At 34.3% G+C, this 26,814-nt stretch carries 28 protein-coding genes; 19 read left to right on the top strand and 9 right to left on the bottom strand.

Annotated features, from left to right (window positions below; genetic code table 11):
• The first annotated feature begins 157 nt into the window (after positions 1–157).
• From BXY75_RS10620 to BXY75_RS10585, 8 genes are all read left to right on the top strand, one after another.
• The gene (locus BXY75_RS10620; protein ID WP_121907728.1) at positions 158–772 is read left to right on the top strand and encodes a TetR/AcrR family transcriptional regulator; all 615 of its coding nucleotides are present in this window, start codon (positions 158–160) and stop codon (positions 770–772) included.
• Positions 773–2,023 (top strand): TolC family protein, encoded by a 1,251-nt coding sequence (locus BXY75_RS10615; RefSeq protein WP_121907727.1) that lies wholly within the window; start codon positions 773–775, stop codon positions 2,021–2,023.
• 10 nt (positions 2,024–2,033) lie between these two features.
• The gene (locus BXY75_RS10610) at positions 2,034–2,942 is read left to right on the top strand and encodes an HlyD family secretion protein (RefSeq protein WP_121907726.1); all 909 of its coding nucleotides are present in this window, start codon (positions 2,034–2,036) and stop codon (positions 2,940–2,942) included.
• Positions 2,943–2,953: 11 nt separating this feature from the next.
• A complete protein-coding gene (locus BXY75_RS10605) occupies positions 2,954–3,448 on the top strand; it encodes a hypothetical protein (RefSeq protein ID WP_121907725.1) in 495 nt (164 codons plus the stop codon).
• Positions 3,449–4,387 (top strand): ABC transporter ATP-binding protein, encoded by a 939-nt coding sequence (locus BXY75_RS10600; RefSeq protein WP_121907724.1) that lies wholly within the window; start codon positions 3,449–3,451, stop codon positions 4,385–4,387.
• Positions 4,384–5,112 (top strand): ABC transporter ATP-binding protein, encoded by a 729-nt coding sequence (locus BXY75_RS10595; protein WP_121907723.1) that lies wholly within the window; start codon positions 4,384–4,386, stop codon positions 5,110–5,112. Before BXY75_RS10600 ends, BXY75_RS10595 begins: the two co-directional genes overlap by 4 nt.
• A 103-nt stretch (positions 5,113–5,215) precedes the next feature.
• Positions 5,216–6,322 (top strand): ABC transporter permease, encoded by a 1,107-nt coding sequence (locus BXY75_RS10590; protein WP_121907722.1) that lies wholly within the window; start codon positions 5,216–5,218, stop codon positions 6,320–6,322.
• A gap of 43 nt (positions 6,323–6,365) precedes the next feature.
• Positions 6,366–7,487, top strand: a complete 1,122-nt coding sequence (locus BXY75_RS10585) for an ABC transporter permease (protein WP_121907721.1) — start codon at positions 6,366–6,368, stop codon at positions 7,485–7,487.
• Between the two features lie 157 nt (positions 7,488–7,644).
• Here the strand turns inward: BXY75_RS10585 and BXY75_RS10580 are convergent, their stop codons facing one another.
• On the bottom strand, positions 7,645–8,643 hold the full coding sequence (locus tag BXY75_RS10580) for a metal-dependent hydrolase (RefSeq protein ID WP_121907720.1): 999 nt from the start codon (positions 8,641–8,643) through the stop codon (positions 7,645–7,647).
• A gap of 137 nt (positions 8,644–8,780) precedes the next feature.
• Here BXY75_RS10580 and BXY75_RS10575 point away from each other — a divergent pair, with 137 nt between their 5' ends.
• The 5 genes from BXY75_RS10575 to BXY75_RS10555 all read left to right on the top strand — a co-directional run bounded on the left by BXY75_RS10575 (position 8,781) and on the right by BXY75_RS10555 (position 15,313).
• Positions 8,781–10,091, top strand: a complete 1,311-nt coding sequence (locus tag BXY75_RS10575) for a TolC family protein (protein ID WP_121907719.1) — start codon at positions 8,781–8,783, stop codon at positions 10,089–10,091.
• Positions 10,092–10,162: 71 nt separating this feature from the next.
• Positions 10,163–11,242 carry an efflux RND transporter periplasmic adaptor subunit gene (locus tag BXY75_RS10570; RefSeq protein WP_121907718.1) on the top strand — a complete coding sequence of 360 codons (1,080 nt, stop codon included), beginning with the start codon at positions 10,163–10,165 and terminating at the stop codon, positions 11,240–11,242.
• Between the two features lie 226 nt (positions 11,243–11,468).
• Entirely contained in the window at positions 11,469–14,663 is a 3,195-nt protein-coding gene (locus tag BXY75_RS10565) for an efflux RND transporter permease subunit (RefSeq protein ID WP_121907717.1), read from the top strand.
• 117 nt (positions 14,664–14,780) lie between these two features.
• Positions 14,781–15,086 carry a hypothetical protein gene (locus BXY75_RS10560; protein WP_121907716.1) on the top strand — a complete coding sequence of 102 codons (306 nt, stop codon included), beginning with the start codon at positions 14,781–14,783 and terminating at the stop codon, positions 15,084–15,086.
• Between the two features lie 17 nt (positions 15,087–15,103).
• A complete protein-coding gene (locus BXY75_RS10555; RefSeq protein ID WP_121907715.1) occupies positions 15,104–15,313 on the top strand; it encodes a YgaP family membrane protein in 210 nt (69 codons plus the stop codon).
• Positions 15,314–15,419: 106 nt separating this feature from the next.
• On the opposite strand, the gene BXY75_RS10550 is transcribed toward BXY75_RS10555, so the two are convergent.
• On the bottom strand, positions 15,420–15,611 hold the full coding sequence (locus BXY75_RS10550) for a YgaP family membrane protein (RefSeq protein ID WP_317125247.1): 192 nt from the start codon (positions 15,609–15,611) through the stop codon (positions 15,420–15,422).
• Between the two features lie 156 nt (positions 15,612–15,767).
• Here BXY75_RS10550 and BXY75_RS10545 point away from each other — a divergent pair, with 156 nt between their 5' ends.
• Entirely contained in the window at positions 15,768–16,601 is an 834-nt protein-coding gene (locus BXY75_RS10545) for a universal stress protein (RefSeq protein ID WP_121907714.1), read from the top strand.
• Between the two features lie 143 nt (positions 16,602–16,744).
• Here the strand turns inward: BXY75_RS10545 and BXY75_RS10540 are convergent, their stop codons facing one another.
• Positions 16,745–17,389, bottom strand: a complete 645-nt coding sequence (locus tag BXY75_RS10540; protein ID WP_147437269.1) for a hypothetical protein — start codon at positions 17,387–17,389, stop codon at positions 16,745–16,747.
• Positions 17,390–17,681: 292 nt separating this feature from the next.
• Here BXY75_RS10540 and BXY75_RS10535 point away from each other — a divergent pair, with 292 nt between their 5' ends.
• Positions 17,682–18,143, top strand: a complete 462-nt coding sequence (locus tag BXY75_RS10535) for an OsmC family protein (RefSeq protein ID WP_121907712.1) — start codon at positions 17,682–17,684, stop codon at positions 18,141–18,143.
• Between the two features lie 3 nt (positions 18,144–18,146).
• Positions 18,147–18,911 (top strand): LOG family protein, encoded by a 765-nt coding sequence (locus tag BXY75_RS10530; protein ID WP_245962959.1) that lies wholly within the window; start codon positions 18,147–18,149, stop codon positions 18,909–18,911.
• Here BXY75_RS10530 and BXY75_RS10525 read toward each other — a convergent pair.
• The 6 genes from BXY75_RS10525 to BXY75_RS10500 all read right to left on the bottom strand — a co-directional run bounded on the left by BXY75_RS10525 (position 18,908) and on the right by BXY75_RS10500 (position 24,615).
• Positions 18,908–20,278, bottom strand: coding sequence for an MBL fold metallo-hydrolase RNA specificity domain-containing protein (locus BXY75_RS10525; RefSeq protein ID WP_121907711.1), 1,371 nt, complete (start codon positions 20,276–20,278; stop codon positions 18,908–18,910). The genes BXY75_RS10530 and BXY75_RS10525 overlap by 4 nt on opposite strands.
• Before the next feature lies 1 nt (position 20,279).
• A complete protein-coding gene (locus tag BXY75_RS10520; protein ID WP_121907953.1) occupies positions 20,280–21,116 on the bottom strand; it encodes an ATP cone domain-containing protein in 837 nt (278 codons plus the stop codon).
• Between the two features lie 5 nt (positions 21,117–21,121).
• Complete coding sequence (locus BXY75_RS10515) at positions 21,122–21,973, bottom strand: universal stress protein (RefSeq protein ID WP_121907710.1); 852 nt, start codon at positions 21,971–21,973, stop codon at positions 21,122–21,124.
• A gap of 67 nt (positions 21,974–22,040) precedes the next feature.
• Positions 22,041–22,889, bottom strand: a complete 849-nt coding sequence (locus BXY75_RS10510) for a universal stress protein (RefSeq protein ID WP_121907709.1) — start codon at positions 22,887–22,889, stop codon at positions 22,041–22,043.
• Between the two features lie 16 nt (positions 22,890–22,905).
• Positions 22,906–23,754: a universal stress protein gene (locus tag BXY75_RS10505; protein WP_121907708.1), complete on the bottom strand. Its 849-nt coding sequence runs from the start codon at positions 23,752–23,754 to the stop codon at positions 22,906–22,908.
• A gap of 12 nt (positions 23,755–23,766) precedes the next feature.
• Positions 23,767–24,615 carry a universal stress protein gene (locus BXY75_RS10500; RefSeq protein WP_121907707.1) on the bottom strand — a complete coding sequence of 283 codons (849 nt, stop codon included), beginning with the start codon at positions 24,613–24,615 and terminating at the stop codon, positions 23,767–23,769.
• A gap of 366 nt (positions 24,616–24,981) precedes the next feature.
• On the opposite strand from BXY75_RS10500, the gene BXY75_RS10495 reads away from it, so the two are divergent.
• The 3 genes from BXY75_RS10495 to trxA are packed head-to-tail and all read left to right on the top strand — an operon-like array spanning position 24,982 to position 26,813.
• Positions 24,982–25,881: an RsiV family protein gene (locus tag BXY75_RS10495; RefSeq protein WP_121907706.1), complete on the top strand. Its 900-nt coding sequence runs from the start codon at positions 24,982–24,984 to the stop codon at positions 25,879–25,881.
• 1 nt (position 25,882) lies between these two features.
• Positions 25,883–26,527, top strand: coding sequence for a DUF998 domain-containing protein (locus tag BXY75_RS10490; protein WP_121907705.1), 645 nt, complete (start codon positions 25,883–25,885; stop codon positions 26,525–26,527).
• The gene (trxA, locus tag BXY75_RS10485) at positions 26,517–26,813 is read left to right on the top strand and encodes a thioredoxin (RefSeq protein WP_121907704.1); all 297 of its coding nucleotides are present in this window, start codon (positions 26,517–26,519) and stop codon (positions 26,811–26,813) included. Before BXY75_RS10490 ends, trxA begins: the two co-directional genes overlap by 11 nt.
• Position 26,814: the final 1 nt, after the last annotated feature.

Genomic DNA, 26,814 nt, shown 5'->3' with positions numbered 1-26,814 from the left:
ATTATAATCTGTTTAAATTTAAATAAGCGGTGAATAGTTCAAAAAAAAAGTTGAGAATACAAACAAATAAAAAATCGAAGGAAAATAACTGAACTTGAAATAGTTGGAATATTTTTTTGTACATTTACTAACCATTTGGTTAAACTATATAGTTAAAATGAAAAAAGAAAAAATAGATACTACAGAACAGCAAATTTTGGATGCTGCTAAAAGTGTGTTTCAGTCAAAAGGAATGGATGGTGCTAGAATGCAAGAAATAGCGGATGAAGCTAAAATTAATAAGGCAATGCTTCACTATTATTACAGAAGCAAAAAATTACTTTTCGAAGCAGTTTTTAAGAATGCATTCTCACTGCTGGCCCCGCAATTAAACGCAATTCTAAATGATGATTCTTCAATAGAGGATAAAATCAGAAACTTCACATCCAATTACACTTCATTTATGATCAAGCATCCATATTTACCAAATTTTATCATCCAAGAGCTTAATAGAAATGAAGATTTCATAATAAAGTTGAAAGCAAATATGGACTTTCCCAATCTTGAAAAATTCAAATCACAAGTGGATGACGAAATTAGTCAAGGAATTTTAAAACCAATTTATGCAGACCAATTGTTCGTCAATATCATCGCACTCAATATTTTTCCGTTTTTAGGAAAACCATTGATAAAAGCTTTTACGGATAAAGATGAAAAGAGTTATAAAGAATTTGTAGAAAAGCGTAAAACCGATGTGGCCAATTTTATCATCGACTCGATAAAACAACGATAAATGAAACTGTTCCTCATTATTTTAATTGTATTATTTACCATTCCAATCTTTGGACAACAGAACATAACACTTCAGGAATGTTATGAGTTGGTGACTATCAATTACCCTTTAGCAAGACAATCTCAATTGCTCGAATCGCAAAGCCAATTGAATACAGACATTATTTCCAACGCTAAATTACCACAGTTAAGTTTTGATGTACAGGCTACATATCAATCTGATGTGATTGAAGTTCCTATTCCTAATTCAACTATAGAGCCACTTAATAAGGATCAGTATCGTGCTACCCTGTCGGTCAATCAATTAATCTATAATGGTGGAATAACCGACGCCGCTTTAAACCTGGAAACCACGCAACTCAAAACGAAACAAAAACAAGTCGAAGTCAATCTGTATCAATTAAAGCAAAAGATTAATCAACTTTATTACTCTATACTATTAACACAGGAAAAGGATGCATTATTAAATGCCAAACAAAAACAGCTTGAAGCTAAATTGGATGAAGTGAAAGCAGGCATTAGATATGGTATGTTATTGCCTACTTCCAACAAAGTTTTAGAAGCAGAATTGTTAAGAATCAATCAACAATTTATAGAAATTGAGAGCAATAAAACCCTACTAATTCAATCTCTTTCTATCTTTATTGGTCAATCCCTGGATGCTTCCACCACTTTTCAAAATCCCTCAATAGAAATTGTTTTTAACACCGATTTGAACCGTCCGGAGTTCGAATTATTTCAGCTTAAAAAAGAAGAAATTTCAAGTAGCGAAGCCCTAGTAGCAAAAAATAATACACCTAAACTATTTGGTTTTGCAACTGGAGGATACGGTAATCCGGGATTGAATATGCTCGATAATTCATTTCAAGCTTTTTATACACTTGGCGTCAAATTAAATTGGAATGTATTCGACTGGAATTCAAATAAAAAACAACGTGAATCCTTGTTAATGAATAAAGAACTCGTAGACATAGAAACCGAAACCTTCAAGTTGAATACCAATATAGAATTGAATCAACAACAAAAGGAAATTGAAAAAAATGAGGCTTTTGTCACTTCCGACTTAGAGATTATCAATCTCAGAAAAGACGTACTCAAATCTGCTGATTCGCAACTCAAAAACGGAGTTATCACCTCTTCAGCCTATATCACCGAACTCACAAATTTATTCGAAGATGAAAATACCTTGGTAAAGCATAAGATTCAGCTGCAACTGGCAAAAGCAAATTACAATGTCATTAAGGGACAATAATTATTTACAAATGAAGAACTACAAATTTATTTTAAGTATTAGCGTTATAGCTGTTAGTTTTTTTTCCTGTAACGATTCCAACGGAAAAGCCGATGGTTATGGAAATTTTGAAGCTACCGAGATCACCGTTTCAGCCGAGAACAACGGAAAATTAATTCAGTTTAGCGTTAGCGAAGGCGATGTGCTTCAAAAAGAGCAATTTGTTGGTTATATTGATACAATTCCTTTGGCACTAAAGCGAGAGCAATTACAAGTTTCTAAGGCAGTTATTAGCTTAAAATCCAAAGGTGTTTTATCACAAATCAACGTGCTGAATGCAAAACTAAAAACAGCTAACACTAACAAAACTCGAGCAGAAAACTTAATAAAGGACAATGCGGGTACTCAAAAGCAGTTAGATGATGTACAAGGGGAAATTGACGTCATAAAAACTCAAATTCAAAGTGTGGAAATTCAAAACGCACCTGTAGTCAATGAGTTGAAGAGTATTGATGTACAGCTTAAACAAATCGATGATCAAATCCAGAAGAGTAAAATCATTAATCCAATAAATGCTACTGTTTTAACCAAATATGCTGAACCAAATGAAATTACGGCCTTTGGCAAACCGCTTTATAAAATTGCCGATTTGAGTACAATGCAATTGCGCGTCTATGTAAGTGAAACACAATTGGCTAATTTAAAAATTGGTGAGGAAGTTACTGTAAAAATTGATGCTTCAGAAACTATGAAATCTTACACAGGTAATATTAGTTGGATAGCTTCGGAAGCAGAATTCACTCCAAAAATTATTCAAACTAAAGAAGAACGTGTAGCATTAGTATATGCCGTAAAAGTAGACGTCATTAACGACGGAAGCCTAAAAATAGGTATGCCCGCAGAAATGTGGCTAAACAATTCAGAAAAAAATAATAACTAAAATAAGAAACTATGAAACATTTAATTTTCGCAATTAGCATATTAACTTTAGTAGGCTGCAAGGATGGTAAAAATCAAGAAAACGCTAAAAAAACAGATGCTATTGAGCAAACCACTGATGCAACTGAAGATCGACACCACGACCATGCATCAAACTTGTATGACAATTCTTGGACGGTAGATATCGAAATGAACAAGGGTGCAAAATGGAAGGCAAATATTGAAACTACAGTAGGGGTTGAAAAGATGCAAGCACTATTAAAGACTCAGACAACCACTTCACTTGAAGAATATCATCAATTAGCAAACAAATTGAATGAAGACAAAAATTCCCTAATCCAAAATTGTACAATGAAAGGTCCTTCACATGACAACTTGCATATTTGGTTAATGCCATTGATTGATAAAATTGGTGCACTTTCAGAAGCAAAAACGGTTGAGGAAGCTTCAAAATTAAAACACAGTATTGAAGAAAATATAAATGCATATTCAGATTATTTTGAATAAATGAGTATTTCCGTATCCAACATATCAAAATCCTATAAAGACGTAAAAGCCTTACAGAACATTTCTTTTGAAGTCAATGAAGGTGAACTCTTTGGACTTATTGGCCCGGATGGAGCTGGCAAAACTACTCTTTTCAGGATATTAACCACTTTGTTATTTGCAGATGAAGGTTCAGCGACGGTAGCTGATTACAATGTGGTTGCTGATTATAAGAAAATTAGAAATAACGTTGGTTATATGCCAGGTAAGTTTTCGCTATATCAGGATCTAACCGTTGAAGAAAATTTATCCTTTTTTGCCACCATATTTGGAACTACCATCGAAGAAAATTACGATTTGATTAAGGAAATTTATTTGCAAATAGAACCTTTTAAAAATCGACGCGCTGGCAAACTTTCTGGCGGAATGAAGCAGAAGTTAGCATTGTGCTGTGCATTAATTCATAAACCCAAAGTTTTGTTTTTGGATGAACCCACTACCGGAGTAGATCCGGTGTCCAGAAAAGAATTCTGGGAAATGTTAAAACGTCTGCAACAAAAAGGCATCACTATATTGGTTTCCACACCTTATATGGATGAAGCGGAATTATGTGATAGAATTGCACTCCTTCAAGATGGAAAAATATTGGAGATTGATACTCCCCAGGCGATTATAAATCATTATCCAAAGCCAATATTTAATGTTGGTGCTAACAATATGTATCAGCTAATTAATAGTTTAAATGACTATGAATATAACCATAGCGTATATCCTTTTGGCGAATTTGTGCATTATACAGATAATAGGTCAGATTTTGATCCAAAGACATTAAAGGACTATTTAGAATCTAAAAATCTCACCGATGTTGTAATTGAAAAAACAGTGGCAACTATTGAAGATACATTTATGGAATTAGCTAAACCCTCCTTCTCCAAAACTTCTGAGCACAATGTAAAATGAACAACGATAAAGTCATACAAGTTGAAAGCTTAACTAAAATGTTTGGCGATTTCATTGCTGTTAATGACATTACATTCGATGTTAACAAGGGCGAGATATTTGGGTTTCTGGGTGCCAATGGTGCTGGAAAAACCACAGCTATGAAAATGTTGATTGGTATTTCTAAACCAACATTCGGAAAGGCGCATGTTGCAGGATTTGATGTATTTACGGATGCTGAAAACATTAAAAAAAACATTGGTTATATGAGTCAGAAATTTGCTTTATATGACGATTTAACGGTTAAAGAAAACATTACTTTTTTTGGGGGTATTTATGGACTGTCGAGGAAAAGAATTAAGGAAAAAGCAAATACATTAATTGAAGAATTAGGTTTAGGAAATGTTGCTAATCAATTAGTAGGATCCTTACCACTCGGCTGGAAACAAAAACTATCCTTTTCTGTGTCTTTAATTCACGACCCAAAAATTGTCTTTTTAGATGAGCCAACGGGAGGTGTCGATCCAATTACAAGACGGCAATTTTGGGAACTTATTTACAAAGCGGCAAATCAAGGAACAACCATTTTTGTAACCACACATTATATGGACGAAGCAGAATATTGCGATCGGGTTTCTATTATGGTAAATGGAAAAATAGAAGCTTTAGATACACCGAAGAAGCTTAAGGAGCAGTTTAAAGCAGCAAATATGAACGATGTGTTTTTAAAATTGGCAAGAGGATGAGAAATAGTTTTCAGTCACAGTTAACAGTAATTAAAAACTCTGTTAGAGACTAAAAACAAAATTATACAATTAATAAAGATTCCTGCCTACGCAGGAATAAAAAATGAAAAGGTTTAAAGGTTTCATAAAAAAAGAATTCTATCATATTTTTAGAGATAAGCGATCGTTATTTATTCTCTTCGGAATGCCTATTGCTCAAATTTTATTGTTTGGATTTGCCATAACCAATGAAATTAATAATGTGGACATTGCCATCCTTGATCATTCAAAAGATGCCACTACTAATGAAATTATCAATAAAATAGCTGCTTCAGAATACTTCAGCATTAAACAGATGGTTACTCGTGAAGCGGATATTGCTTCAGTTTTTCAGAAAGGACAAGTAAAAGCAGTTTTAAACTTCGAAAAAGATTTCAGCAAAAATCTTATAAAAGACCACAAAGCAACCATTCAAATTATAACAGATGCAACAGATCCAAATACTGCAAACACAATAAGCAATTATGTGAGCGCCATCCTTCAGCAGTATCAAAAAGAATTGAACAAAGACATCACTATTGCCTATCAAATCGTTCCGGCAACCCGCATGGTTTACAATCCAGAATTAAAAAGCGTCTATATGTTTGTTCCGGGGGTTATGACGATTATTCTCATGTTAGTATCGGCAATGATGACTTCCATTTCCATTACTCGCGAAAAAGAATTGGGTACTATGGAAATCCTATTAGTATCTCCGTTAAAGCCATTTCAGGTGATAATAGGAAAGGTATTTCCCTATATTTTTCTTTCTATAATCAACGCCATAGTAATTGTGATGCTAAGCATTTTCATATTTAACATGCCTGTTCAAGGTAGTCTGGTTCTATTGGCCTTAGAGAGTATTCTATTTATTATTAGCGCTTTGGCATTAGGTATATTAATCTCCACCATTTCGGCAACACAGCAAACCGCAATGATGATTTCACTAATGGGATTAATGCTACCAGTGATTTTGCTTTCCGGATTTATATTTCCTATTTCAAGTATGCCATTTCCACTTCAAATAATTAGTAATATCATTCCTGCCAAATGGTTTATCATAATAATCAAAGGCATCATGCTTAAAGGAGTAGGCTTAGAATATATATGGAAAGAAACTTTGATTTTAATGGGTATGACGGTGTTTTTTATAGCATTGAGCGTGAAGAAATATAAAATTAGATTGGAGTGAGTAATAGTGTTCAGTAGGCAGTGGGCAGTGTTCAGTAAAAAATATGAAAATAATATTCTACATAATACAGAAGGAGTTTAAGCAAATCTTTAGAAATAAAGGGATGCTCCCAATTATTTTTGTGCTACCCCTACTCCAACTTATTATTTTATCAAATGCAGCCACTTTTGAGGTAAAGAACATAAAGTTTGGATATATTGACAATGACCAATCGTCAACATCAAGAGCGTTAATAGAAAAGTTTAATGCATCCACTTATTTTGATGTGTTGACAGATTTTTCTTCGGAAGCATTTTCTAATGCTGCCATGCTTAAAGGTGAAGTTGATGTCGTTGTAGAAATTCCACGCTATTTTGAACGTGATCTACAAAAAGAAAAACACATTAACTTGGGTGTAACCATTAATGCCATTGATGGCGCTGCCGCAGGTGTTGAAAACGTATATATAACACAGATTGTTCAGGATTTTAATCAACATTTAAAAGTTGATTTAATGCAAATTTCAGACAAACAAGTGCAGCCTATCAACATTGAAACGATCCCCTTGTTCTGGTATAACGAAACTTTAAATTATAAAACCTTTATGGTTCCAGGGATTTTGGTATTGTTGGTAACCATGATTACCTTATTTCTTTCAGGAATGAATATCGTCCGCGAAAAAGAGATAGGCACTTTAGAACAGATAAACGTGACACCAATAAAGAAAAGTCAGTTTATTATTGGCAAGCTCTTCCCGTTTTGGGTTATAGGAATGGGATTATTAACCATAGGATTAATCATAGCAAAAATCATTTTTGACGTGCCCATGGTTGGTAGTTTAGCACTTATGTATTTCTACACCTCCATTTATATTTTAGTCATTTTAGGGATTGGTTTATTTATTTCAAATTTCACAGACACTCAACAACAAGCTATGTTTATTGCCTGGTTTTTTATGGTGATCTTCATTTTAATGAGTGGATTGTTCACTCCAATTGAGAGTATGCCAAAATGGGCGCAAATCATTACTGAATTCAATCCTATAAAGTATTTTGTAGAAGTCATGCGCATGGTGATGCTTAAAGGTTCTGGTTTTATGGATATTCTTCCGCAGCTATTAAAAACATTACTATATGCGCTTGTCATGAATGGTTTAGCAGTTTGGAGCTATAAAAAGACAACTTAAAGTTAAAACAAGTCAAACCAAAATAGTGATTTAATGAATAAAACAAAAGCCTAAATTCGAATGAAAAATATCTCCTAATGCGCCTATCACTTTTACTTTTTACTTTGTCCGTGCCACCACAGGAGAAAGTTACAATCACTTATACACAATACTATACTTAATTCCCTTTTATGCGCAGCCACAGTTCGGACAGCAACTTTTTTCCATCGCGTTTATCTTTAGGTGCTTCTATAAATTGAACTTCGCCTAAATCATCTACATCAATCCTATACTGAAAAACAAAGTTTTGAGAATTTGGTGCTAAGCTCAAAAGTCCAAATCGTAAATCGTTAAAATAAAGCTGTTCATTTTTTTTAGTAATAGTGTACCATCCTTCAGAAATGGCTATCATACGCTTAACTTTTTCGTTTTCAGATAGCTTGCCTAATAAATCGTGGTTTTTAGGATAGGTTTCAAAAGTGACAGGCTTGGTGTCAAAAAAAGAAAAATTCCCTAATTTATAAGCATCCTCGGTTTCCACATTAGCGCTCCAAAGTATTGTGTTTAATGGCGAAGGCCTTGTGTCTAATTGCAGATAGACAACATTCTGATTTTTTAATGCAGCTTGAAATTGAGTAAACGCAACCCATTTCAAAAGAAATGTAAGCACTAAATAAGATGAACTTAACAATAAACCGATTTTATTATATAAACGCCGTTTTTTCGTAGTACGATTTTGCATCATTGCAAGAATTAGGAAAACTAAAAAAGGTAGAGTATAAAGAGGATCTATAACAAATATGGTTTTAAATGCTAATCGTAGATCAAAAGGCCAAAATAATTGTGTTCCCCAAGTGGTATGTGCATCTAATAGTGGATGGGTAATAAAAGCCCAAAAGAACAACCAGGACCAACTTTTAAAATTTTTTAAAGTCTCGTAACGCGAAACTATCCACCCAAATATTGGGGCAAAAAGTATAGAAAACAAAATAGAATGTGTAAAACCACGATGCATAGACAGTGCTGTTACTGTATCTGTAAAGTGAGAAGCAAACACATCTAAATCAGGAATCGTTCCAGCTATAGCGCCATATAACATCGCTTTATTGCCAATCTTTTTTCCTAGAACAGCCTCTCCAATAGCTGCACCTAATACTATTTGGGTGACTGAATCCATATAATTTGCAAATGTAAGTCATGAGCTTCAAACAAAACACACAATAGTCCATTTTCAGTCGCTTTTACCTTACGTAACCTTTGTTACTGAACTCAACGATTTATAAAACTACTTTTGTACCATCAAATCAATAATTAATGAAGAAACGTATTCTTTTACCACTATCCTTGTTAGCTTTCACTTTATCGGTGCAGGCACAAGAGGTGGTACCACTTACAAAAAATGAAGTATTATCTAAGGTGTCTGAAAAGAACACAAGTATTAAAATTTCTCAAGAAGATTTTAATCAAGCTAGAGCAGACTACAGACAAACCAATGCTGTTTTTTTACCAAATATAACTGCAAGTCATACTGGTATTGCGACAACCAATCCATTAATGGCTTTTGGCTCTAAATTGAACCAAGAGATTTTAACTCAAAACGATTTTAACCCTGCATTGCTAAACGATCCTTCTCAGATACAGAACTTTGCAACGAAGTTTGAAATTCAACAACCTTTACTCAATTTGGATGGTATTTTTCAAAGAAAGGCTGCTAAATCTAAAATGGAGGCAATGTCTTTAAAGCAAGAAAGAACCGGAGATTATCTAGCACTGGAAGTTGAAAAAGCATATATGCAGTTACAATTGGCTTATAAGGGTATTGACGTCCTGGCGAAAGCACTGCAAACGGCAATAGAAAATAAAAAATTGGCTGACAATCGTTTTAAACAAGGCTATTTACAACGCGCCGAAGTATTAAACGTAGAGATTCGTTTAACTGAAATTAAAAATCAGTTGCAGACTGCAAAGAGCAATGTACAAAACGCGTCAAATTATCTGTCTTTTTTGATGAATGATGAAATGTATGTGATATATCGACCAAGTGATAGTCTATCGGTAAACACATTTAATGGAGAAAACAATAAAGTTATTTCAGAAAGTCGTGCAGATATTAGAGCGATGCAGTTAGCTTCCAATGCTTATGAAGCAATGAACAAAGCCGATAAAATGGCATTTTTACCTAGAATGAATGCTTTTGGAAGTTACGAATTATATGATGACCAAATTTTTCAAGGAGATGCAAATGGTTATTCATTTGGTGCGGAATTGAGCTGGGATGTTTTTCAAGGCTCCAAGCGCTTCGGAAAAGCACAAAAGAGTAAAGCTGAATTTCAAAAATCGAAACTAGAATACCAACAATATGTCGCGCAAAGCAATCTAGAGATGAATAAGGCGAAGCGTATGTTACTCGATGCTGAAAATAAGCTGGAATTAACGGATTTAGCGATGGAACAATCGAAAGAATCTTTACGGATTATAGGAAATAGATTTAAAGAAGGGCTTGAAAAAACATCCGATTTGCTATTATCTGAAACTCAATTTGCACAAAAACAATTGGAATATTATCAAACAATTTTTGAATACAATTATGCGCAAGCCTATTTACAATTTTTAACGAAAGAGTAACCTCTCGACTGCGCTCGAGGCGACAGAAAAGTGTCTGGTCGAGCGCAGTCGAGACCTAAAAACAATCTAAGATGATAAAAAATATATACCTAATAACGCTAACAACAGCTTCTTTATTTTTAACGAGTTGTGGAAGTGATGACAAAAAATCGATTGCTGAAAATTCGCCGGTAATTAACGTAACAGTAAATCAAGTGGATGCAAGTGGTAACAGTCCGTTTTTAAGTGTAAGCGGCAAGATTCAGGCGGCCAATAGTGCCGACTTAAGCACTAGAATGATGGGTTACGTGAATAAAGTACATGTAAATGTTGGCGATAAAGTGCGTAAAGGACAATTATTAGTATCTATAAACAATTCTGACTTACAAGCTAAAAGAGCGCAAGTAAATGCAGGAATTACCGAAGCGACTGCCGCTTTTAATAATGCTCAAAAAGATTACAATCGATTTGAAAATTTATTTACAGATAAGAGTGCGTCTCAAAAAGAATTAGACGACATGACTGCCAGTTTTGAAATGGCTAAAGCACGATTGGAATCTGCAAATCAATTGAAAAATGAAATCAACGCACAATTTGTATACAGTAATATAACTGCCCCTTTTAATGGAACAGTTACCAGCAAAAACGTTGAAGCTGGAAATATGGCTAACCCGGGAGCGCCTATAATTAGTATCGAAACCCCAGGTAATTTTGAAGTTATGGCGAGGGTTCCGGAAACTGAAATTTCTGAAATTAAGAATGATACCAAAGTTGATGTTCTGGTTAAATCCATCAACAAAACCATAATAGGAAAAGTTACCGAAGTGAGTACTTCTGCTAAAAATACAGGCGGTCAATATTTAGTAAAAATAGCTTTAGATAAAACAGACTCCCCTATTCTATCTGGAATGTTCACAACCGTTCAGTTTCCTATAGAAAGAAAGGCAAAATCAACTATGGTTTTAGTTCCTCTGGAAGCCATTGTAACCAAGGGACAATTATCTGGAGTTTACACCGTAAGTGAAAGCAATACTGCTCTGCTACGTTGGTTGCGTCTAGGGAGAACTTTTGGAAATCAAATAGAAGTATTATCTGGTTTGAATTCGGATGAAGCCTACATTGTTTCTGCTGAAGGAAAACTTTATAATGGTGTGAGAATTAGTGTTCAGTAGGCAGTCTCAGTTTGCAGTCTCAGTTTGCAGTCTCAGTTTGCAGTCTCAGTTTGCAGTTTGCAGTTTGCAGTTTGCAGTTTGCAGTTTAAAAAAATATTTAAAAAGTAGCGTTAAGGATAGCAGTGGAAATCCTTTTTTAGTGTCACATTGAGCGCAGTCGAAATGTTTCTGACACTAAAAAAGATTGTAACGAATAGCCTGTTAAAACGCCCAAAAAATATAAATAATGAAAGAAGGTATCGCAGGAAAAATTGCAAAAATATTTATACAGTCGAAGCTTACAGTGCTTCTAATGATTGTATTTATGGTGATTGGTGTGTATAGTTCGTTTTTAATACCGCGGGAAGAAGAGCCACAAATTGACGTGCCAATGGCAGATATTTTTGTTGGTTATCCTGGGGCAAGTCCTACGGAAGTTGAGTCGCGGGTTATTAAGCCGTTAGAGCAATTAATTTCGAATATCAAAGGCGTGGAATATGTGTATTCTACCTCGATGAAAGAGCAAGGAATGGTCATTGTGCAGTTTTATGTTGGTGAAGATATTGAGCGGTCCTTTGTAAAATTATACAACGAGATTAACAAACACATGGATCAAATGCCGCCAGGTGTGACGTTTCCGTTGGTTAAAACTCGTGCGATCGACGACGTACCCATGTTGGGTTTAACCTTGTGGAGTGAAAATTACGACGATTACCAGCTAAGTCAGATGGCACAGGAATTAGAATCTGAAATTAAAAAGGTAAACGATGTTGCAATTACTCATAAAATTGGTGGGAGAAACCGCCAATTACGAGTGGTGATAGATAAAGACAAATTAGCTGCCAGTGGATTGGATTTCTTATCGGTTTCTGAAATGATAAAAGGGAACAATGCACAGTTGAATTCGGGCAGTTTCGATAAGAACGATACCGAATTTATGGTAACGACCGGTACTTTTTTAGAATCAGCCACTGATGTTGAAAATTTAGTGGTTGGTGTGCAAGAAAATCAGCCTATTTATTTGAAGCAAGTTGCAAAGATCATTGATGGCCCGGAAGTTCCATTAAATTATGTGAGCTTGGGGTTTGGACGAGGCAGTGAAAAATCATCGGATTTTAAGTCTGAATATCCTGCCGTGACTATTTCGGTGGCAAAACGGAAAGGTGCCGATGCGATGAAAATTTCGGAAGTGATTATCGATAAAGTCAAACATCTTCGGAAAAATTTAATACCAGATGATGTGCACGTTGAAATTACAAGGAACTATGGAGAAACGGCTTCGCAAAAAGTTTCTGAACTATTATGGCATCTTGTAGGCTCTATTTTTGCGGTAACACTGGTGGTTATGCTAGCAATGGGTTGGCGTGGCGGATTGGTAGTGTTTTTATCAGTCCCGATTACGTTTGCTATGACCTTGCTAAGTTATTATATGCTTGACTACACCTTAAACCGAATAACACTTTTCGCATTGGTTTTTGTCACGGGAATCGTTGTGGATGACTCTATTATCATTGCCGAAAATATGCACCGGCATTTTAAGATGAAGCGGTTGCCATTTAAACAGGCTGCGTTGTATGCCATTAATGAAGTAGGAAACCCAACCATTTTGGCAACATTTACGGTGATAGCTTCGGTATTACCAATGGCGTTTGTTTCCGGATTAATGGGACCTTACATGGCGCCAATGCCAATAGGAGCATCTATTGCGATGATTCTATCTTTGTTTGTCGCCCTGACCATTACTCCTTATTTAGGATATATTTTCTTAAGAGAAAAAGATAGGAAGGGAAAGGCCGAAAAAGTTGAAAAGCCATTAGAAGAAACATTTATCTATAGAGTCTACAATAAATTTGAACGTCCGTTATTAGAAAGTAAAAGAAAACGTTGGCTGTTTTTAGGTGGAACGTTTGTGCTCTTACTGGCAACGATGGTATTATTTTTTACCAAATCGGTTGCGGTAAAAATGTTGCCATTTGACAACAAAAACGAGTTTCAAGTGGTCATCGATATGCCGGAAGGCACCACATTGGAACGCACGGGAGTTGTGGCACAAGAAATTTCTCAATACTTGTCTACTCGCCCGGAAGTGGTGAATTACCAAAACTATGTTGGTACATCTGCTCCAATAACCTTTAATGGTTTGGTACGTCATTACGATTTACGTGGTGGTAGTAATATGGCGGATATTCAGGTGAACTTGATTGATAAAGGCGAACGTTCTGCTCAAAGTCACGACATCGCTAAATTGCTGCGTCCGGACATTCAGAAAATTGCTTCAAAATACAATGCGAATGTAAAATTAGTGGAAGTACCTCCTGGACCACCAGTGTTATCAACTATCGTGGCAGAAGTTTACGGCCCAGATTACAACGAGCAAATAAAAATCGCCAATAGTATTCAGAATATATTAAAAAATACTGATGATGTTGTGGATATCGATTGGATGGTTGAGGCTGATCAAACTGAATTTCAGTTCGATATCAATAAAGAAAAAGCGATGTTGTATGGAGTTGCACCACAACAGATTGCATACACCATGAATATGGCATTGTCTAACAGGCCAATTACTAATTTGTATGACGAAGATGCCTCAAATCAAGTTGGTTTACTATTGACATTGGACGAAAAGGAAAAATCGACAATTTCTGATATTTCTCAACTTAAAGTGAAATCGGAACAAGGCAATATGATTCCGATTGCAGATTTAGTTGATATTAAAGAAACCATAAGTGCAAAAAGCATTTATCGAAAAAATCAGAAACGAGTTGTATATGTCATGGCTGATATGGCCGGCGATTTAGAAAGTCCCGCCTATGCTATTTTAGGAATGGAAGAGAAATTGAAAGACATTAAGCTTCCGAACGGTTATAAATTGAACGAAATGTATTTAGGTCAGCCAGATTATGAAGACGACTACACCGTAAAATGGGACGGAGAATGGCAAATTACCTTAGAAGTGTTTAGAGATTTAGGAATTGCTTTTTTAGGAGCTATTATTTTAATATATATTCTGATTGTAGGCTGGTTTCAAAACTTTAAAGCACCTATCGTAATGATGGTTGCCATTCCTTTAACATTGATAGGAATTATTTTAGGTCATTGGATTATGGGAGCCTTTTTTACTGCAACATCTTTTATTGGAATGATTGCATTGGCTGGAATTATGGTTCGAAATTCGGTATTGCTAATTGACTTTATTAACTTAAGAACTGCAGAAGGCGTCCCTCTTAAACAAGCGGCAATTGAAGCCGGAGCAGTACGAACAACGCCTATTCTATTAACAGCAGGAACTGTTGTGATTGGCGCATTTGTGATCTTGTTTGATCCAATTTTCCAAGGTTTGGCCATCTCATTGATGGGAGGAACTATTGTTTCTACTGTACTGACTTTATTGGTGGTGCCTTTAGTGTATTATATGATAGAGAAAAAGAATTATAAATAGTCTGTCTGGTCGAGTAATTTTCGCTAGAAAATAGTAACGAGAAGTTATTGAAAAGGTTCTCGATACAATTCCGAATATCTTCGGAATCACTCGAACTGACGATGAAAAATAAATAAAATGAAGTTAGTCATAGTTACAGCAGTAGAGCAGTATCAAAAAGATGTTTTGAAGCTATTCAAAAAAGCAAATATTGAAAACCTTAGCAGTTCAGATATTGATGGCTATAAAAATACAGCTTCAATTGTAACTGCATCAAGTTGGTTTTCGGGTGAAAAAGCAGCTAATGAATCGAGTTTATTTTTCTCTTTTACTGAAGATGAAAACATTGATGCTTTATTCAGCCTGATAAAAGAATTTAATACAACTTTAGAATCGAACAACCCTATAAAAGCAGTTGTGGTTCCAATTGAAAAATTTATATAAACTAAAAATTAATAAAAATGTTAAATACATATTTTAGAGTTATCGTGGGTACAATGGTATTATTGAGCGTTGTACTAGCCGTGTATGTAAATATGAACTGGATGTGGTTTACAGTATTTATAGGTGTAAATTTAATTCAGTCTGCCTTTACAAAATGGTGTTTGCTGGAAAGCATTCTAGTGAAATTAGGAGTCAAAAAATCAAATGATCAGAGCTGCTCATTATAAAGTTGAGTTTTTATGTTATCATATAACAGACACAATTGAAATTATCCATTGTGTTTCTTTTCAACAACTGAAATGAGAAATGTCGTTTCTACTAAATATTTTACCTCTAATTAGCCTTACAAGTTCGAAGTCCAAACACTTTATATAGCGGGCAAAAACTTACCAAACTGGTTATAACCAGAATTCCTGCTGCAACCAAAAGAATGACCCCTAAAATGCCAGTAAACACATCGTAGGCATACAATGCAACTAATATAGCTGCTAGTATCAATCTGAGAATGCGGTCTGCGCCGCCCATATTTACTTTCATCATTTACAGATTTTATGTAGTAAAGATGAGAATGACAACTGGAGTAGGAAATGATATTTGTCAGGATTGAAATCTTCCTTATGACCTTTGTCATTTTTTAGTATTGAATTACACCCTAATTTTACTTTAATAAATTCTACAAAAATGAAAAACATACTTCTACCTACGGACTTTTCAGAGAATTCTATGAATGCGATAGACTATGCAATGCACTTTTTTGAAAATTGGGAGTGTAATTTCTATATCTTAAACGTGCAGAAAGTTTCAGAATATATAAGTGACGATCTAGTAGCAGGCTCTCAATCGGATACTATTTTTGAAAGTATCGCTACCGACAACAAAAAATTAATCAATCAATTAGTAAAAAAACTCAGTAAGCAATACAAATCACAAGCCTATACTTTTAATGGGTTATTCGACTATGATGATTTTGTTTCGGCAGTAGACCAAGCTGTTAAATTCCATTCGATTGATCTTATTATAATAGGAACTAATGGAGCAACTGGTGCGAAAGAGGTGCTTTTTGGAAGCAATACTTTGCAAATTCTTAGAAATATAAACTGTCCAACACTTACTATACCACACCATTACAGTTATTCTAGTGTGAAAAGTGTATTGTTTACCACACAGCATTGTGATAATATTGCTTATAACGGAATTGAGGTATTCAAGGAAATGTTGAACATACATCAATGTGAATTAAATGTACTGGAACTTGATGAGGATACTTTTGAAGTGTTGCACAAAAAAGATAATGATTGTCTTAAAGCAATGTTTCCAGACCATCCTTACACTTACTATTGTTTAAATACGATTCCTGGCTTAAGTGCCATAAATACAGCTACACAATTATTAAAGGTCGATTTACATGCCGTTTTTATTGAAAAGGAGAATTTCCTTGAGCGTCTGTTATTTGGGTCTGAAACTAAGCAACTAGCGAAAGGGACTCTAATACCTTTATTATTTCTACACCGATAAAATTAAGATAGTTTGTAGACGACCTGTTTACAGTTTTTATAAATGATATGTTATAGAATTTCACTGAAACAATATTTTGTAATGCTACTTTAATTACCTCCTTCAAAAAATATCATCGGGGGTTACGCATACATTGGGGTAATTTAGTTGTCCAATAACAGTAGCTTATTTTCTTTCAGGGTCTTAATTAGTATCGAGATATAGCTGTTGATGTTTCTATTTACTTTATCTCCATCTACAACTTCAATTTCACCCCTCCATAATAACTCACGTTCTTTTCCAGGACAAATACAAAAAAGTGATGTTTCTGTAGTATATACTTGATAACGCTCTTGTTGTTCTTTAAAATAAATATGTTGATTTCCGTAGTAATAATCTTCGAATGTTTGATAGTGTTTTGCAAAGTTTCTATAAGAATCAACCAAGGTTACCCTGCTTTCCTGATCTGTAATTTTAGTAAATAGTATAGCGTCGAATCCAGCTTCAAGCAAACTGTTTTCTATTTCATTGAGCTGATTCAAAGATTTTTTATTATCTGTAAAAGAGGTTTCAAAAAAGTCAACACTTTTAACAGCAATTACGCTCTCTTTTTCTAAAGACTCCATCATTTGTTTTTCGTAAGCTCTTCTTAACTCTTTATCTTCTGATATACCTATGATTAATATTTTATTCGCTTCAAAATTAACGGTATCCGGATTCTTATATTGCTGTATTAATCTAGAGGAGCTACATCCTATCAATAGAAAGCTAAGTAGCATTATAGTAGCGAGGTGTTTAAATGTTTTCATGATCTTGATTCTGAAGTAAATGTAACTCACCTTGAATGGTTTGGAAATGACAATTATCACTTTTCAATATTAAATAAGAAGAACACTTTTACAAAAAAGTCGATTTCTGAAGCATCTTCTAACTAATGTTTACGTAAAAAATATTATGAAACTTTAGATTACATTTTCGTCATATTCTTAATTTTCAATTCTATAAGAATATTGGTTTTTACTTCGGAAAGTGATAAATATCATTGAGTAAGATTGATTATTCAGCTAATTTTAGATAGTAACATGCAAAGAGAATTTAACTATGGAAAAACATTCATATAACGTAGAGATAAACTGGAGTCAAGATCGAAAAGGTTTTATGTGCTCGCCAGAATTGGCAGAAGGCACCTCTACATCTGCAAACTGCATTGAAGTTGCTACTCCGCCTGAATTCCCTAAAGGAATGCCCAATATCTGGTCACCGGAGCATTTGTTCACGGCTTCTGTAAGTAGTTGTTTAATGACTACTTTTTTGGCGATTGCTGAAAATTCAAAATTGGAATTCTCAGGATTTAGTTGTAAGTCGAAAGGTATTTTGGAAAAAGTAGGAGGAAAGTATCTAATGACTGAAGTGATCTTATATCCCACTGTTATTATTAAAAATGAGAAAGATCTTGAGCGAGCGGAACGTATTCTTCAAAAATCGGAGGCAGCTTGTTTAATTTCCAATTCAATAAAATCTAAAATAACAATGGAAACTAAGGTAATATTGGAATCATCGTGAATTATGAAAAATTCAATGGAAAATCAGAAAAGTAAATTCTTTCTGCAAAAAAATGAATCTAGTTTTCTTCAAGGACCTCGTTCAAGGTTTAAGGAGTTTATTTTCACCCTGAAAGTGCAATACAATTTTATTAGAGCCTTTAGAAAGATGCACTTTATTGGGCCTTGTGTAACCGTTTTTGGTTCGGCACGATTTGACGAAAATTCTGAACATTATAAAAACGCAGAAAAAATTGGAGCTGCCCTCTCAAAGCTAGGATTTTCCATTATGACCGGTGGAGGACCTGGGATAATGGAAGCTGCCAACAAGGGAGCTTATGAAGCAGGAGGCTATTCTGTAGGTGTAAACATTATTCTTCCATTCGAACAAAATCCGAACCCCTACTTGCATAAGTGGATTGACATTCCATATTTCTTCGTTCGGAAATTTTTATTGATAAAATATTCTTATGCATTCGTAGTAATGCCAGGCGGCATGGGAACCTTGGACGAACTTTTTGAGGCTATTACTCTAATACAGACTAAAATGATTCAAAATTTTCCAGTTGTCATCTTCGATTCTGAATATCACAAGGAACTGTGTCATCACATTCAATTAATGGCCGAAAATGAAAGCATCAGCCCTGAAGATATGGAATTATTATTTGTCACCGACTCTGCTGAAGAGGTCGTAAAACACATAGAAGTGCATGCGATAAAAAAATTCGGTTTGGTTAAAAAGAAATATCAGCCAAAATGGTGGTACGGTGAAAACAGGAAAAAGTTTTAAACCAAAATTTCAATCGTATCGTATAGCTTCGGAATACTTACCTGCCAACCAAAAGTATCAATTAGCTTCACACGCAAAGCTTGTTGAGCCGTTGCCTCACCATGTATTAAAAAGGTACTTTCCGGACTATTTTTAATTTCACTCAGCCAATCTAGTATTCCTGCTTGATCTGCATGTGCCGATAGACTTTCAATATGATGAATTTGCGCTTTTACAGGATAATATTTTCCGAAGAACTTCAATTCATGTGCACCTTCCAACAATTGTCTTCCACGGGTGCCTTCAGCTTGATAACCAACCAATAGTACTGTTGTATTTAATTCATCAATAAGCTGTTTCAAATAAGTTAAGACTCTTCCTCCTGTAATCATTCCACTACCTGCAATCACTATCTTAGGTCTTGGATCGTCTATGGTTTCCCAGGTTTCTTTATATGAAGTTATAATGTTCATACGACTCTTCATAGCATTAAATTCGGAAGGTGGAATTTTATGCCAATCCGCAAAACGATCAAAAACCCCCAAAACATTATTGCCCATAGGACTATCGATAAAAATAGGAAGGTTTGGAATACGCCGTTCATCATACAATTTCCAAAGTAAGAACATTAAAGTTTGTAGGCGTTCAACTGCAAAGGACGGTATAACTAGCGTTCCGCGGTTGTGAATCGTGTCATTGATGAGTGCCATGAGTTTTTCTGAAACGCTTTCCTGAGGGTGTAATTTGTTTCCATAGGTGCTTTCTAAAAAAAGATAATCTGCCCGTTGGGGTTTTTCCGGAGGAAATAATAACAAATCTTCATTTCTACCTATGTCGCCAGAAAAAACAAATATTTTTCCAAATATTTCCATCTCTATGAATGTCGCACCTATAATATGTCCGTTATATCGAAAGCGATATTTAATATGTTTAGAAAGATCATGCCAGTTATCTTTTTCAGAAGCTTGAAATAATTTTAATGTGCGTTCTGCGTCTAAAATCGTGTAAAAGGGAAGAGCAGGATGATGTTTGCTAATTTCTTCTTTATTAGCTCTTTTTGCATCCTCTTCATGTATTTTGGCACTGTCTAAGAGAATAATTTTTGTGATTTCCAATGTGGGTGCCGTACCAATTATAGCACCTTTGAATCCCTGCTTAACCAATCTTGGTAAATAACCGGTATGATCTAAGTGACCGTGTGTAAGTAACACCGTATCGATTTTAGAAACATTAAATGGTAAATCTTCCCAGTTTAGTTCCCTAAGTTCTTTAAGTCCTTGGAACATTCCGCAGTCAATAAGAAATGTATGCTCCAGTGTTTCTATTAAGAATTTAGATCCTGTTACGGTTCCGGATGCGCCTAAAAAATGGATTTTTACTGAATTCATCTTAATTGGAATTACATAGTTTTGAAATTTCTGAAAGTATCTTGGTTTTTCTCGTTTCTGATACACCCAAATGATCTAAATAAAATTTGTCGTTTGCCAATTGCCGGCAGAGAACAATATCCCGACTTAACAAAAATTGTTTTTCTCTGTTGGTAAGCAGTGTAGACACTGTGATAGGATATAACCCAAGCCTGTCGATTCTATCTTTTAGTCCGTTATCCTTGGGATAGTCCCAACTCAATAAATAGAGCCCAACGCATTTTCCATAGGTAATTGCATCAGTTGTGAATCTAGTATTGGTAACCACCCAACCTTCATTTGGACATTTAGCGGTGTTCTTATATTGGGAAACAATATCCTGATATCTTGAATTTATATATAACGGCACCTTTACATTACAAGTAGTTTTTTTATCGCTATGAAATTTACATTCTGCAACTATGTGCTGCCCATTTTTTATGGCAATTACATCTACTTCATGTGACACGCATTTTCCCTGTAATATCGATCCAACTTCAACTTCATATCCTGAATATTCCATAAGAGATCCAATAAATTTTTCAAATGGAAAACCTGTGGGTCCAAGCTCGTATATGGCTGATTTAAGTTTGTATTTAGATGCGTAAATAGATTTGCTTTTTTTTAATAATGAAAAGGCTCTGTTATAGATTTCCTTAGTAGAAATTCCTTGATAGAGCTCGTCCCTAACTACATTGACAATTCTGTCTACAGTAAGTTCGTCGGCACCACTTCTAAAGAGACTACTTCGTAATTTGGATATAGAAAAGTCTGCTTTTTCGCCAGATGACTTTATTATTTTGAAAGCTTTGTCTTGCATAGCCATTAGTTTCTTAGATCGTGTAATGCCAATACAGGGACTTTTGCATTATATCCGAGATCTTTCACCATAGGTTTAGAAAAAATGGATCCAAAAAAAGAATGCTTTTTATTGATAAAGGCAATCATGCCACTATTTCTGCTTTGTGTAAAGAGATTCAATCCTGTTTGCACATCGGTGCTTTCCAGGAAATGAAAACTATAAGTAAGTCCATCGAAACATTCTTCGAGTAGTGTTTTCTTCTCTATTTGTTCTTCGGAAAGTTTTTGCTCGGAACTTACATGCAGAATCCGAATTGGGGCATTGGTGATTCTCGCTATTTCATAAAGATGTTTAAGTTCCTTACGCTTATAATGCGTTTTAAAACTCGTTGGAAATACAATCTCGTTAGGCTCTTTAAAGTTTACTTCCGAAGGAACCATAAAAACAGGACAATTGCGAACTTTTTCCATGAAGTCGATACTATTGCTACCAATTAGTACATCAATCGAATCAGTTTCTCCTTTGTTACTCACAAGAACCAGATCAATATCTTTATCTTCAACAAAACTCTTAACTGCCTCCAATGGAGTATTATAAACGGATTTGGTGAAATAAGTATGATTAACGGGCACATTAAGCAATTCGATTCTTTTTAATAACTTCTGTAAACCAAGTTCTGAATTCGATTTCGATGCTTCAAAATACTTTTCACCTGGTTCGGGTACCATCATATTTTCAATGGAATAGTTTTGAACTGTAAAAGCGTTTAGCAAGTAAAAATCTACTTCTTCATTTTTATATAATTCACTGGCATATTTTAAAGAGTTCCATGCACTTTTCGAAAAATCTGTTGGTAATAAAATTTTCTTTTTCATCTCAATAATTATTAAGGTTTATTACCATAAAAATAAAGAGACAACGATTAAATAACTATGATAATTATCACTCCTGTGTTGGTAAAATAAGAAAAGGAATGAGTGTGTACTTTGCAATGTTTTTAACGGTAGCTTCTCTAAACAAACGTACAATTACATTATGCTTATAAAAGATCATCGCAAGCAAACCTGTTTGTGCTTTATTAAGATAAGAAGTAATAGCATCATAATTATCGGAATCATTCGGCAACCAATTGCTTTCTGGCTTATGATCTTTTAATAGTTCAAATAGTTGATGAAAATTTGCATGCTGTGTGTTATTCAATTTTTCCTTTTTATGGATGTGCAATACTTTGATATTGGCGTTGCTCAATGTTGATAAGTAAGACAAAGCTTGTAATTCATTAATCGAATAAGCTCTTTTAAAACCTGTGGCAAAAGCAATGTTTTTTATTGGCTTAAAATTAAATTCGCGCGGAATGACAAGCAATGGAGCCTTTTTTATTCTCTGTATCACGGAAAGGGTATTGCTTCCCATTAAAATATCATTCGCGCTAGTACTCCCTTTACTACCCATTACTACAAAATCTACTTGTTCTTTATCGATAAAGATATTAATGGCATAGGATAATGATAATGAAGTAACTATAATTTTGTAATCATGTTGTTTGTTTTCTGTATCTAAAATAATCTGATGTTTTATTTCTTCACATTTTGCTTCGTAAGTATCGTAAAGTTCTTCCGCTACGGCTTCAGTTTTTCCAATATCCACTCTGCTAGTTAGTTTAGTGAGCTGATTTTCGAAAGAATGCATTATAATGAATTTACATGTTTCTCCGGCGAATAATTGAGTAGCGTACTGCAACGCGCTATACGCATTTTTTGAAAAATCAGTGGGTACGAGAATGGCTTTCATAATTTGGTTTTTAAAGTTATTGTCTCTTTACAGCTGGAATTACTAAAAAAGGAACATTGGTATGGTATACTACTTGGTTGATTACCGGTTTGAAAAGCATATTTTCCAGGAAGTTGTGCTTGTTATGAAACATCACCATAAAATTAATTTTTGCTCTAGTCTGAAATTGTCTCACTGCTCCAAGTACATCTAAGTCTTCAGCTATATGAAACAAATGGGCATTATCAATAAAGTAAGCATCCAAAAATGCCTTATTATCAAGTTGTTCTTCTGTTAAAGGGGTCCCATAGTATGAATTTAATATGTGCAAACGAGAAACATGCTGATCACACAATTCACGGAGCATCGATAGATAAATATTGTTAGTATCCAGTTTGTAATCGGTTGGGAATAATATTTCTTGGGGCGTCTCATACTGAAACTTGGCTGGTACTGCTAATACAGGACATTTCAATTTTTTGATTGCATACATGGTCTGTGTCCCTAAAAACACTTCTTTAGCGCCTGTAGCACCTTGTGTCCCCATAATGACATAATCTATCGAGCGTTCTACAATCAGGATCCTCATTTCTGCGATTAACAGATTAAAAGATGCTATTGAAATAAAGCTATGTTTGTCATTTGGAAATTCTTCACGAATCTTTTCCTTTAATTCATCCAACATCAATTGTGCCTTATTTTGGGTCGCTTTCTGTAAGGTCAATGCCGAATAACTATCCAAAATACTTGCAGAACTAACAATTGCAGGTGTGTAAGTATGTAGTAAATAGAATTCGCAAACTTCATTTTTAAGAAATTGAACTGCATATTTTACGGCATTATAGGCATTTTCTGAAAAATCTGTGGGTAAGAGAATACGTTTCATTTTGTTTAATTTTTAATATCGTTGTAAATTTTGAAGTACAAGGAAAGGAATCTTAATATGCAGCCCTATTTTCTCTATTGTTGAGGTGTACAAAATGTTCTCTAAATATGAATGGCGCGAATTGACCAACACCAACATATCAGCATCAAAATTTATAATAGATAGATTGATAGTTTCGGTAATATCCTTGCCTTCTGCTTTTAAAAAGGATACTTTGTTATTTGCGAAAGCGAATTCCAAAAATGCTTTGTTGTCTTGCTGCCTATTAGAAAGGTCGTCAAACTTTGAAATATATAGACATTTTATTTTAGCGGTAATTCTTTCTGCCATTGAACTCAAAAGTTTTAATTCTCTAGGTTTGTATGGTAGCATATAATCTGAAGGAAATAAGATATTTTTAGGGAGAATATCATGATAACTTTCCGGGATGACTAAAACAGGACATTTCACATATTTAATCACTTGAAGCGTCTGACTCCCGAATGTTATTTCCCTGTCATTCGTTTTTCCCTTAGTTCCCATAGTCACTACATCTATGTTTTCTTTTTCCGCTAAATCATTTACCACATCGACCAAAGAACCAAATACTGTCTGTGTCATTATTTTATGTTTCGGATTATGAAAAAGAGCTGTCAAATCTGATTTAATTTTTTGTAATGCCTTTTCTGAATTTTTCTGTGTTTCGTTTTTCACTTCATCGAAGACAGCTCTCATCAATACTTCTTTCTCCTCATACACTTCATCTGCAAAAGCGTGTACTATAAAGATCTCAGCTCTGAAGTATTTGAAAAGTTCTAGTGAATACTTAGCTGCATTCACAGAATTCACTGAAAAATCTGTAGGAATTAATATCTTTCTCATTTCACTTCTATTAACCTAATAAAAGTATGAACTTATAATTCCTGATACTATGATAATTGTCAGACTCCAAAATATTTTGACAGCAGATTTATAAAATATTTAAAATTATGAAGTCAATAAAAATTGCTACTCTCACTTATCAAAAATAGCTTCAGAAAAACTGGAGTTAACTAATGTATCTAGCTGATAAATGTCATAGTAAATACTAATTTCCGAAGCTAACTTTATCCCGTTAATAATAAAAGTGACTTATGCAATTCGATTCATGCATTCAAGCTACAACGTACAGAACTCTTTTCAAAAAAAAAGTGTGGTTATAATGATTGTTGAACTTGAATCATTCTTAAAAAGACTAAAAAATCTACTATGAAATATCTAATTATTGTTCTTATTGCTGTATCATTTTATTCTTGTAAAAACGAAAATGAAAAGCAGCAAGTAAATACCGAACAACCAGCAATTATTTCAAACAAAAACGCCCAACCGTTTGAAGGTGTTATGCCTTTCGACACCATCCATGCAACCAACGATGCAGAATTAAAAAAAACCAAATCAGTCGTTATAAAAAGACAAAGTCTAATCGATAAAAAAGATGATAAGGCTGAACTAGATGAATTGGTGATTCACAAAACATTTATGAAAGATGAGGATTTGTATCTCATAGACTTCAAATACCCGTATTTAAATGAAAAAATGAAGGAATCTTATCACAATTTCAATGAATATCTGGAAGAAACCTATATGGATATTGAGGGCGTAGAAGCAAGTATTTTGGAGGACAAAGAAATGCTATGTGATACACTTCGTATAAATCGTTTTAAAGAGAAGCGATTGGTAGATTATAAAATTTACAACCTTAATAATCATTTAATAAGCGTCCTTTTTTATAAAGAGAATTATTATTCGGGCACCCTACATCCCTCCTATTCCTTCGATTGTCTAAATTTCGATTTAAGACGATCTGTTTTTATGAATTATGAAGATTTTTTTAACGAAGGATCTGAAGAAGAGATGACCAAAACTTTAAACGAAGTGCTTTCAGAAAAAATAAATAGTGGTGATATATACTATGACTGCTGGGAAATTTCGTTTGATGATTTTTTCGAGCACAAGAATAATTTTGTGGTCGATGATATGAAAGTAGAATATTACTTTGATGATTGTGTTATTTGCCCTTCATATACTGGTACTTTTTCGATTGAAATCCCATTAGAGCGATTGCTCCCGGTGCTTAAAAAATATAAACTAAATCCATTAATACAATAAAATGAGGCTATATGCGTCCATTTATGTATTTGCTTTTATACTGCTTACAGCCGTCGCATTTATTTTGCCATATTACAGTGAAGAAGGAATGACAATCTTAGGAAACAGTATAAGTGATTTGGGCGCTCAACAAACTAATAGGAGTTGGGTTATTAATTTTTCTATCGCCTTTATGAGTATTGCTACTCTTGTATTCGGGTCTTATGCGCTAAAAAGACATTCGATTCAGCTAGCAGCACTCTACTTTTTTTGTGTATCATTCGGGATGACAGGTATTTTTAAATCGGCGGGGCTTAATGAATTAATCCATTACAATTATACATACGATGCATTACATTTCCTTTTTTATGAAATATCTGGGATTGCATTTGCTGTGTTATGTATCAGTCTATTTTTTAAGATCGATAAGAAAGTACATAAATTTCAAACTATCGTTGTATTTTTAGTGGTCGTTGCCCTTTCATTAGTGCCGTTTCAATTTTCGGAATATCAGGGTATTTTCCATCGATTAATTTTTATAGTTACTTTAGGGTGGTTGTTTTATGCATTTACATGTTATAGTTTTAAAGTAAAAACGACCCATTATTTCAATAGAATAAGCCAATATCAAAAATTTAAAAAAAACCTTTCAAAAAATGAAGAGTAATTTTAAAGACATAATAAGTTCTGAAACCCCCGTTTTAGTTGATTTTTTTGCTGAATGGTGCGGACCATGTAAAGCGTTAGCACCAATTTTGAAACAAGTTAAAGAAGAATTAAATGAAGGCGTGAAGATTGTGAAGATCGATGTAGATAAGAATCAGACATTAGTGGCACAATACATGGTGAGAGGTGTACCAACTTTAATCTTATTTAAAAACGGAAAACAAGTTTGGCGACAATCTGGTATGCTTCAGAAAAATGAAATCGTAAATGTCATAAAATCGACTTAAT

It is taken from the genome of Ulvibacter antarcticus, from assembly GCF_003688405.1.
In the GTDB taxonomy this organism is placed as follows: domain Bacteria; phylum Bacteroidota; class Bacteroidia; order Flavobacteriales; family Flavobacteriaceae; genus Ulvibacter; species Ulvibacter antarcticus.
The sequence above is the reverse complement of the archived record's forward strand: the minus strand, read 5'-3'. Positions and strand labels throughout refer to the sequence as shown.

Excerpts from the sequence above, each read along its gene's own strand:
- BXY75_RS10595 (WP_121907723.1), top strand. The coding sequence starts at position 4,384 with ATGAACAACGATAAAGTCATACAAGTTGAAAGCTTAACTAAAATGTTT.
- BXY75_RS10515 (WP_121907710.1), bottom strand. The coding sequence starts at position 21,973 with ATGAAAAAGAAAATTTTATTACCAACAGATTTTTCGAAAAGTGCATGG.
- BXY75_RS10555 (WP_121907715.1), top strand. The coding sequence starts at position 15,104 with ATGTTAAATACATATTTTAGAGTTATCGTGGGTACAATGGTATTATTG.
- BXY75_RS10610 (WP_121907726.1), top strand. The coding sequence starts at position 2,034 with ATGAAGAACTACAAATTTATTTTAAGTATTAGCGTTATAGCTGTTAGT.
- BXY75_RS10620 (WP_121907728.1), top strand. The coding sequence starts at position 158 with ATGAAAAAAGAAAAAATAGATACTACAGAACAGCAAATTTTGGATGCT.
- BXY75_RS10540 (WP_147437269.1), bottom strand. The coding sequence starts at position 17,389 with ATGAAAACATTTAAACACCTCGCTACTATAATGCTACTTAGCTTTCTA.
- BXY75_RS10565 (WP_121907717.1), top strand. The coding sequence starts at position 11,469 with ATGAAAGAAGGTATCGCAGGAAAAATTGCAAAAATATTTATACAGTCG.
- BXY75_RS10495 (WP_121907706.1), top strand. The coding sequence starts at position 24,982 with ATGAAATATCTAATTATTGTTCTTATTGCTGTATCATTTTATTCTTGT.
- BXY75_RS10535 (WP_121907712.1), top strand. The coding sequence starts at position 17,682 with ATGGAAAAACATTCATATAACGTAGAGATAAACTGGAGTCAAGATCGA.
- BXY75_RS10605 (WP_121907725.1), top strand. The coding sequence starts at position 2,954 with ATGAAACATTTAATTTTCGCAATTAGCATATTAACTTTAGTAGGCTGC.
- BXY75_RS10530 (WP_245962959.1), top strand. The coding sequence starts at position 18,147 with ATGAAAAATTCAATGGAAAATCAGAAAAGTAAATTCTTTCTGCAAAAA.
- BXY75_RS10600 (WP_121907724.1), top strand. The coding sequence starts at position 3,449 with ATGAGTATTTCCGTATCCAACATATCAAAATCCTATAAAGACGTAAAA.
- BXY75_RS10505 (WP_121907708.1), bottom strand. The coding sequence starts at position 23,754 with ATGAAACGTATTCTCTTACCCACAGATTTTTCAGAAAATGCCTATAAT.
- BXY75_RS10500 (WP_121907707.1), bottom strand. The coding sequence starts at position 24,615 with ATGAGAAAGATATTAATTCCTACAGATTTTTCAGTGAATTCTGTGAAT.
- BXY75_RS10570 (WP_121907718.1), top strand. The coding sequence starts at position 10,163 with ATGATAAAAAATATATACCTAATAACGCTAACAACAGCTTCTTTATTT.
- BXY75_RS10545 (WP_121907714.1), top strand. The coding sequence starts at position 15,768 with ATGAAAAACATACTTCTACCTACGGACTTTTCAGAGAATTCTATGAAT.
- BXY75_RS10560 (WP_121907716.1), top strand. The coding sequence starts at position 14,781 with ATGAAGTTAGTCATAGTTACAGCAGTAGAGCAGTATCAAAAAGATGTT.
- BXY75_RS10550 (WP_317125247.1), bottom strand. The coding sequence starts at position 15,611 with ATGGGCGGCGCAGACCGCATTCTCAGATTGATACTAGCAGCTATATTA.
- BXY75_RS10585 (WP_121907721.1), top strand. The coding sequence starts at position 6,366 with ATGAAAATAATATTCTACATAATACAGAAGGAGTTTAAGCAAATCTTT.
- BXY75_RS10490 (WP_121907705.1), top strand. The coding sequence starts at position 25,883 with ATGAGGCTATATGCGTCCATTTATGTATTTGCTTTTATACTGCTTACA.
- BXY75_RS10580 (WP_121907720.1), bottom strand. The coding sequence starts at position 8,643 with ATGGATTCAGTCACCCAAATAGTATTAGGTGCAGCTATTGGAGAGGCT.
- trxA (WP_121907704.1), top strand. The coding sequence starts at position 26,517 with ATGAAGAGTAATTTTAAAGACATAATAAGTTCTGAAACCCCCGTTTTA.
- BXY75_RS10590 (WP_121907722.1), top strand. The coding sequence starts at position 5,216 with ATGAAAAGGTTTAAAGGTTTCATAAAAAAAGAATTCTATCATATTTTT.
- BXY75_RS10575 (WP_121907719.1), top strand. The coding sequence starts at position 8,781 with ATGAAGAAACGTATTCTTTTACCACTATCCTTGTTAGCTTTCACTTTA.
- BXY75_RS10615 (WP_121907727.1), top strand. The coding sequence starts at position 773 with ATGAAACTGTTCCTCATTATTTTAATTGTATTATTTACCATTCCAATC.
- BXY75_RS10520 (WP_121907953.1), bottom strand. The coding sequence starts at position 21,116 with ATGCAAGACAAAGCTTTCAAAATAATAAAGTCATCTGGCGAAAAAGCA.
- BXY75_RS10510 (WP_121907709.1), bottom strand. The coding sequence starts at position 22,889 with ATGAAAGCCATTCTCGTACCCACTGATTTTTCAAAAAATGCGTATAGC.
- BXY75_RS10525 (WP_121907711.1), bottom strand. The coding sequence starts at position 20,278 with ATGAATTCAGTAAAAATCCATTTTTTAGGCGCATCCGGAACCGTAACA.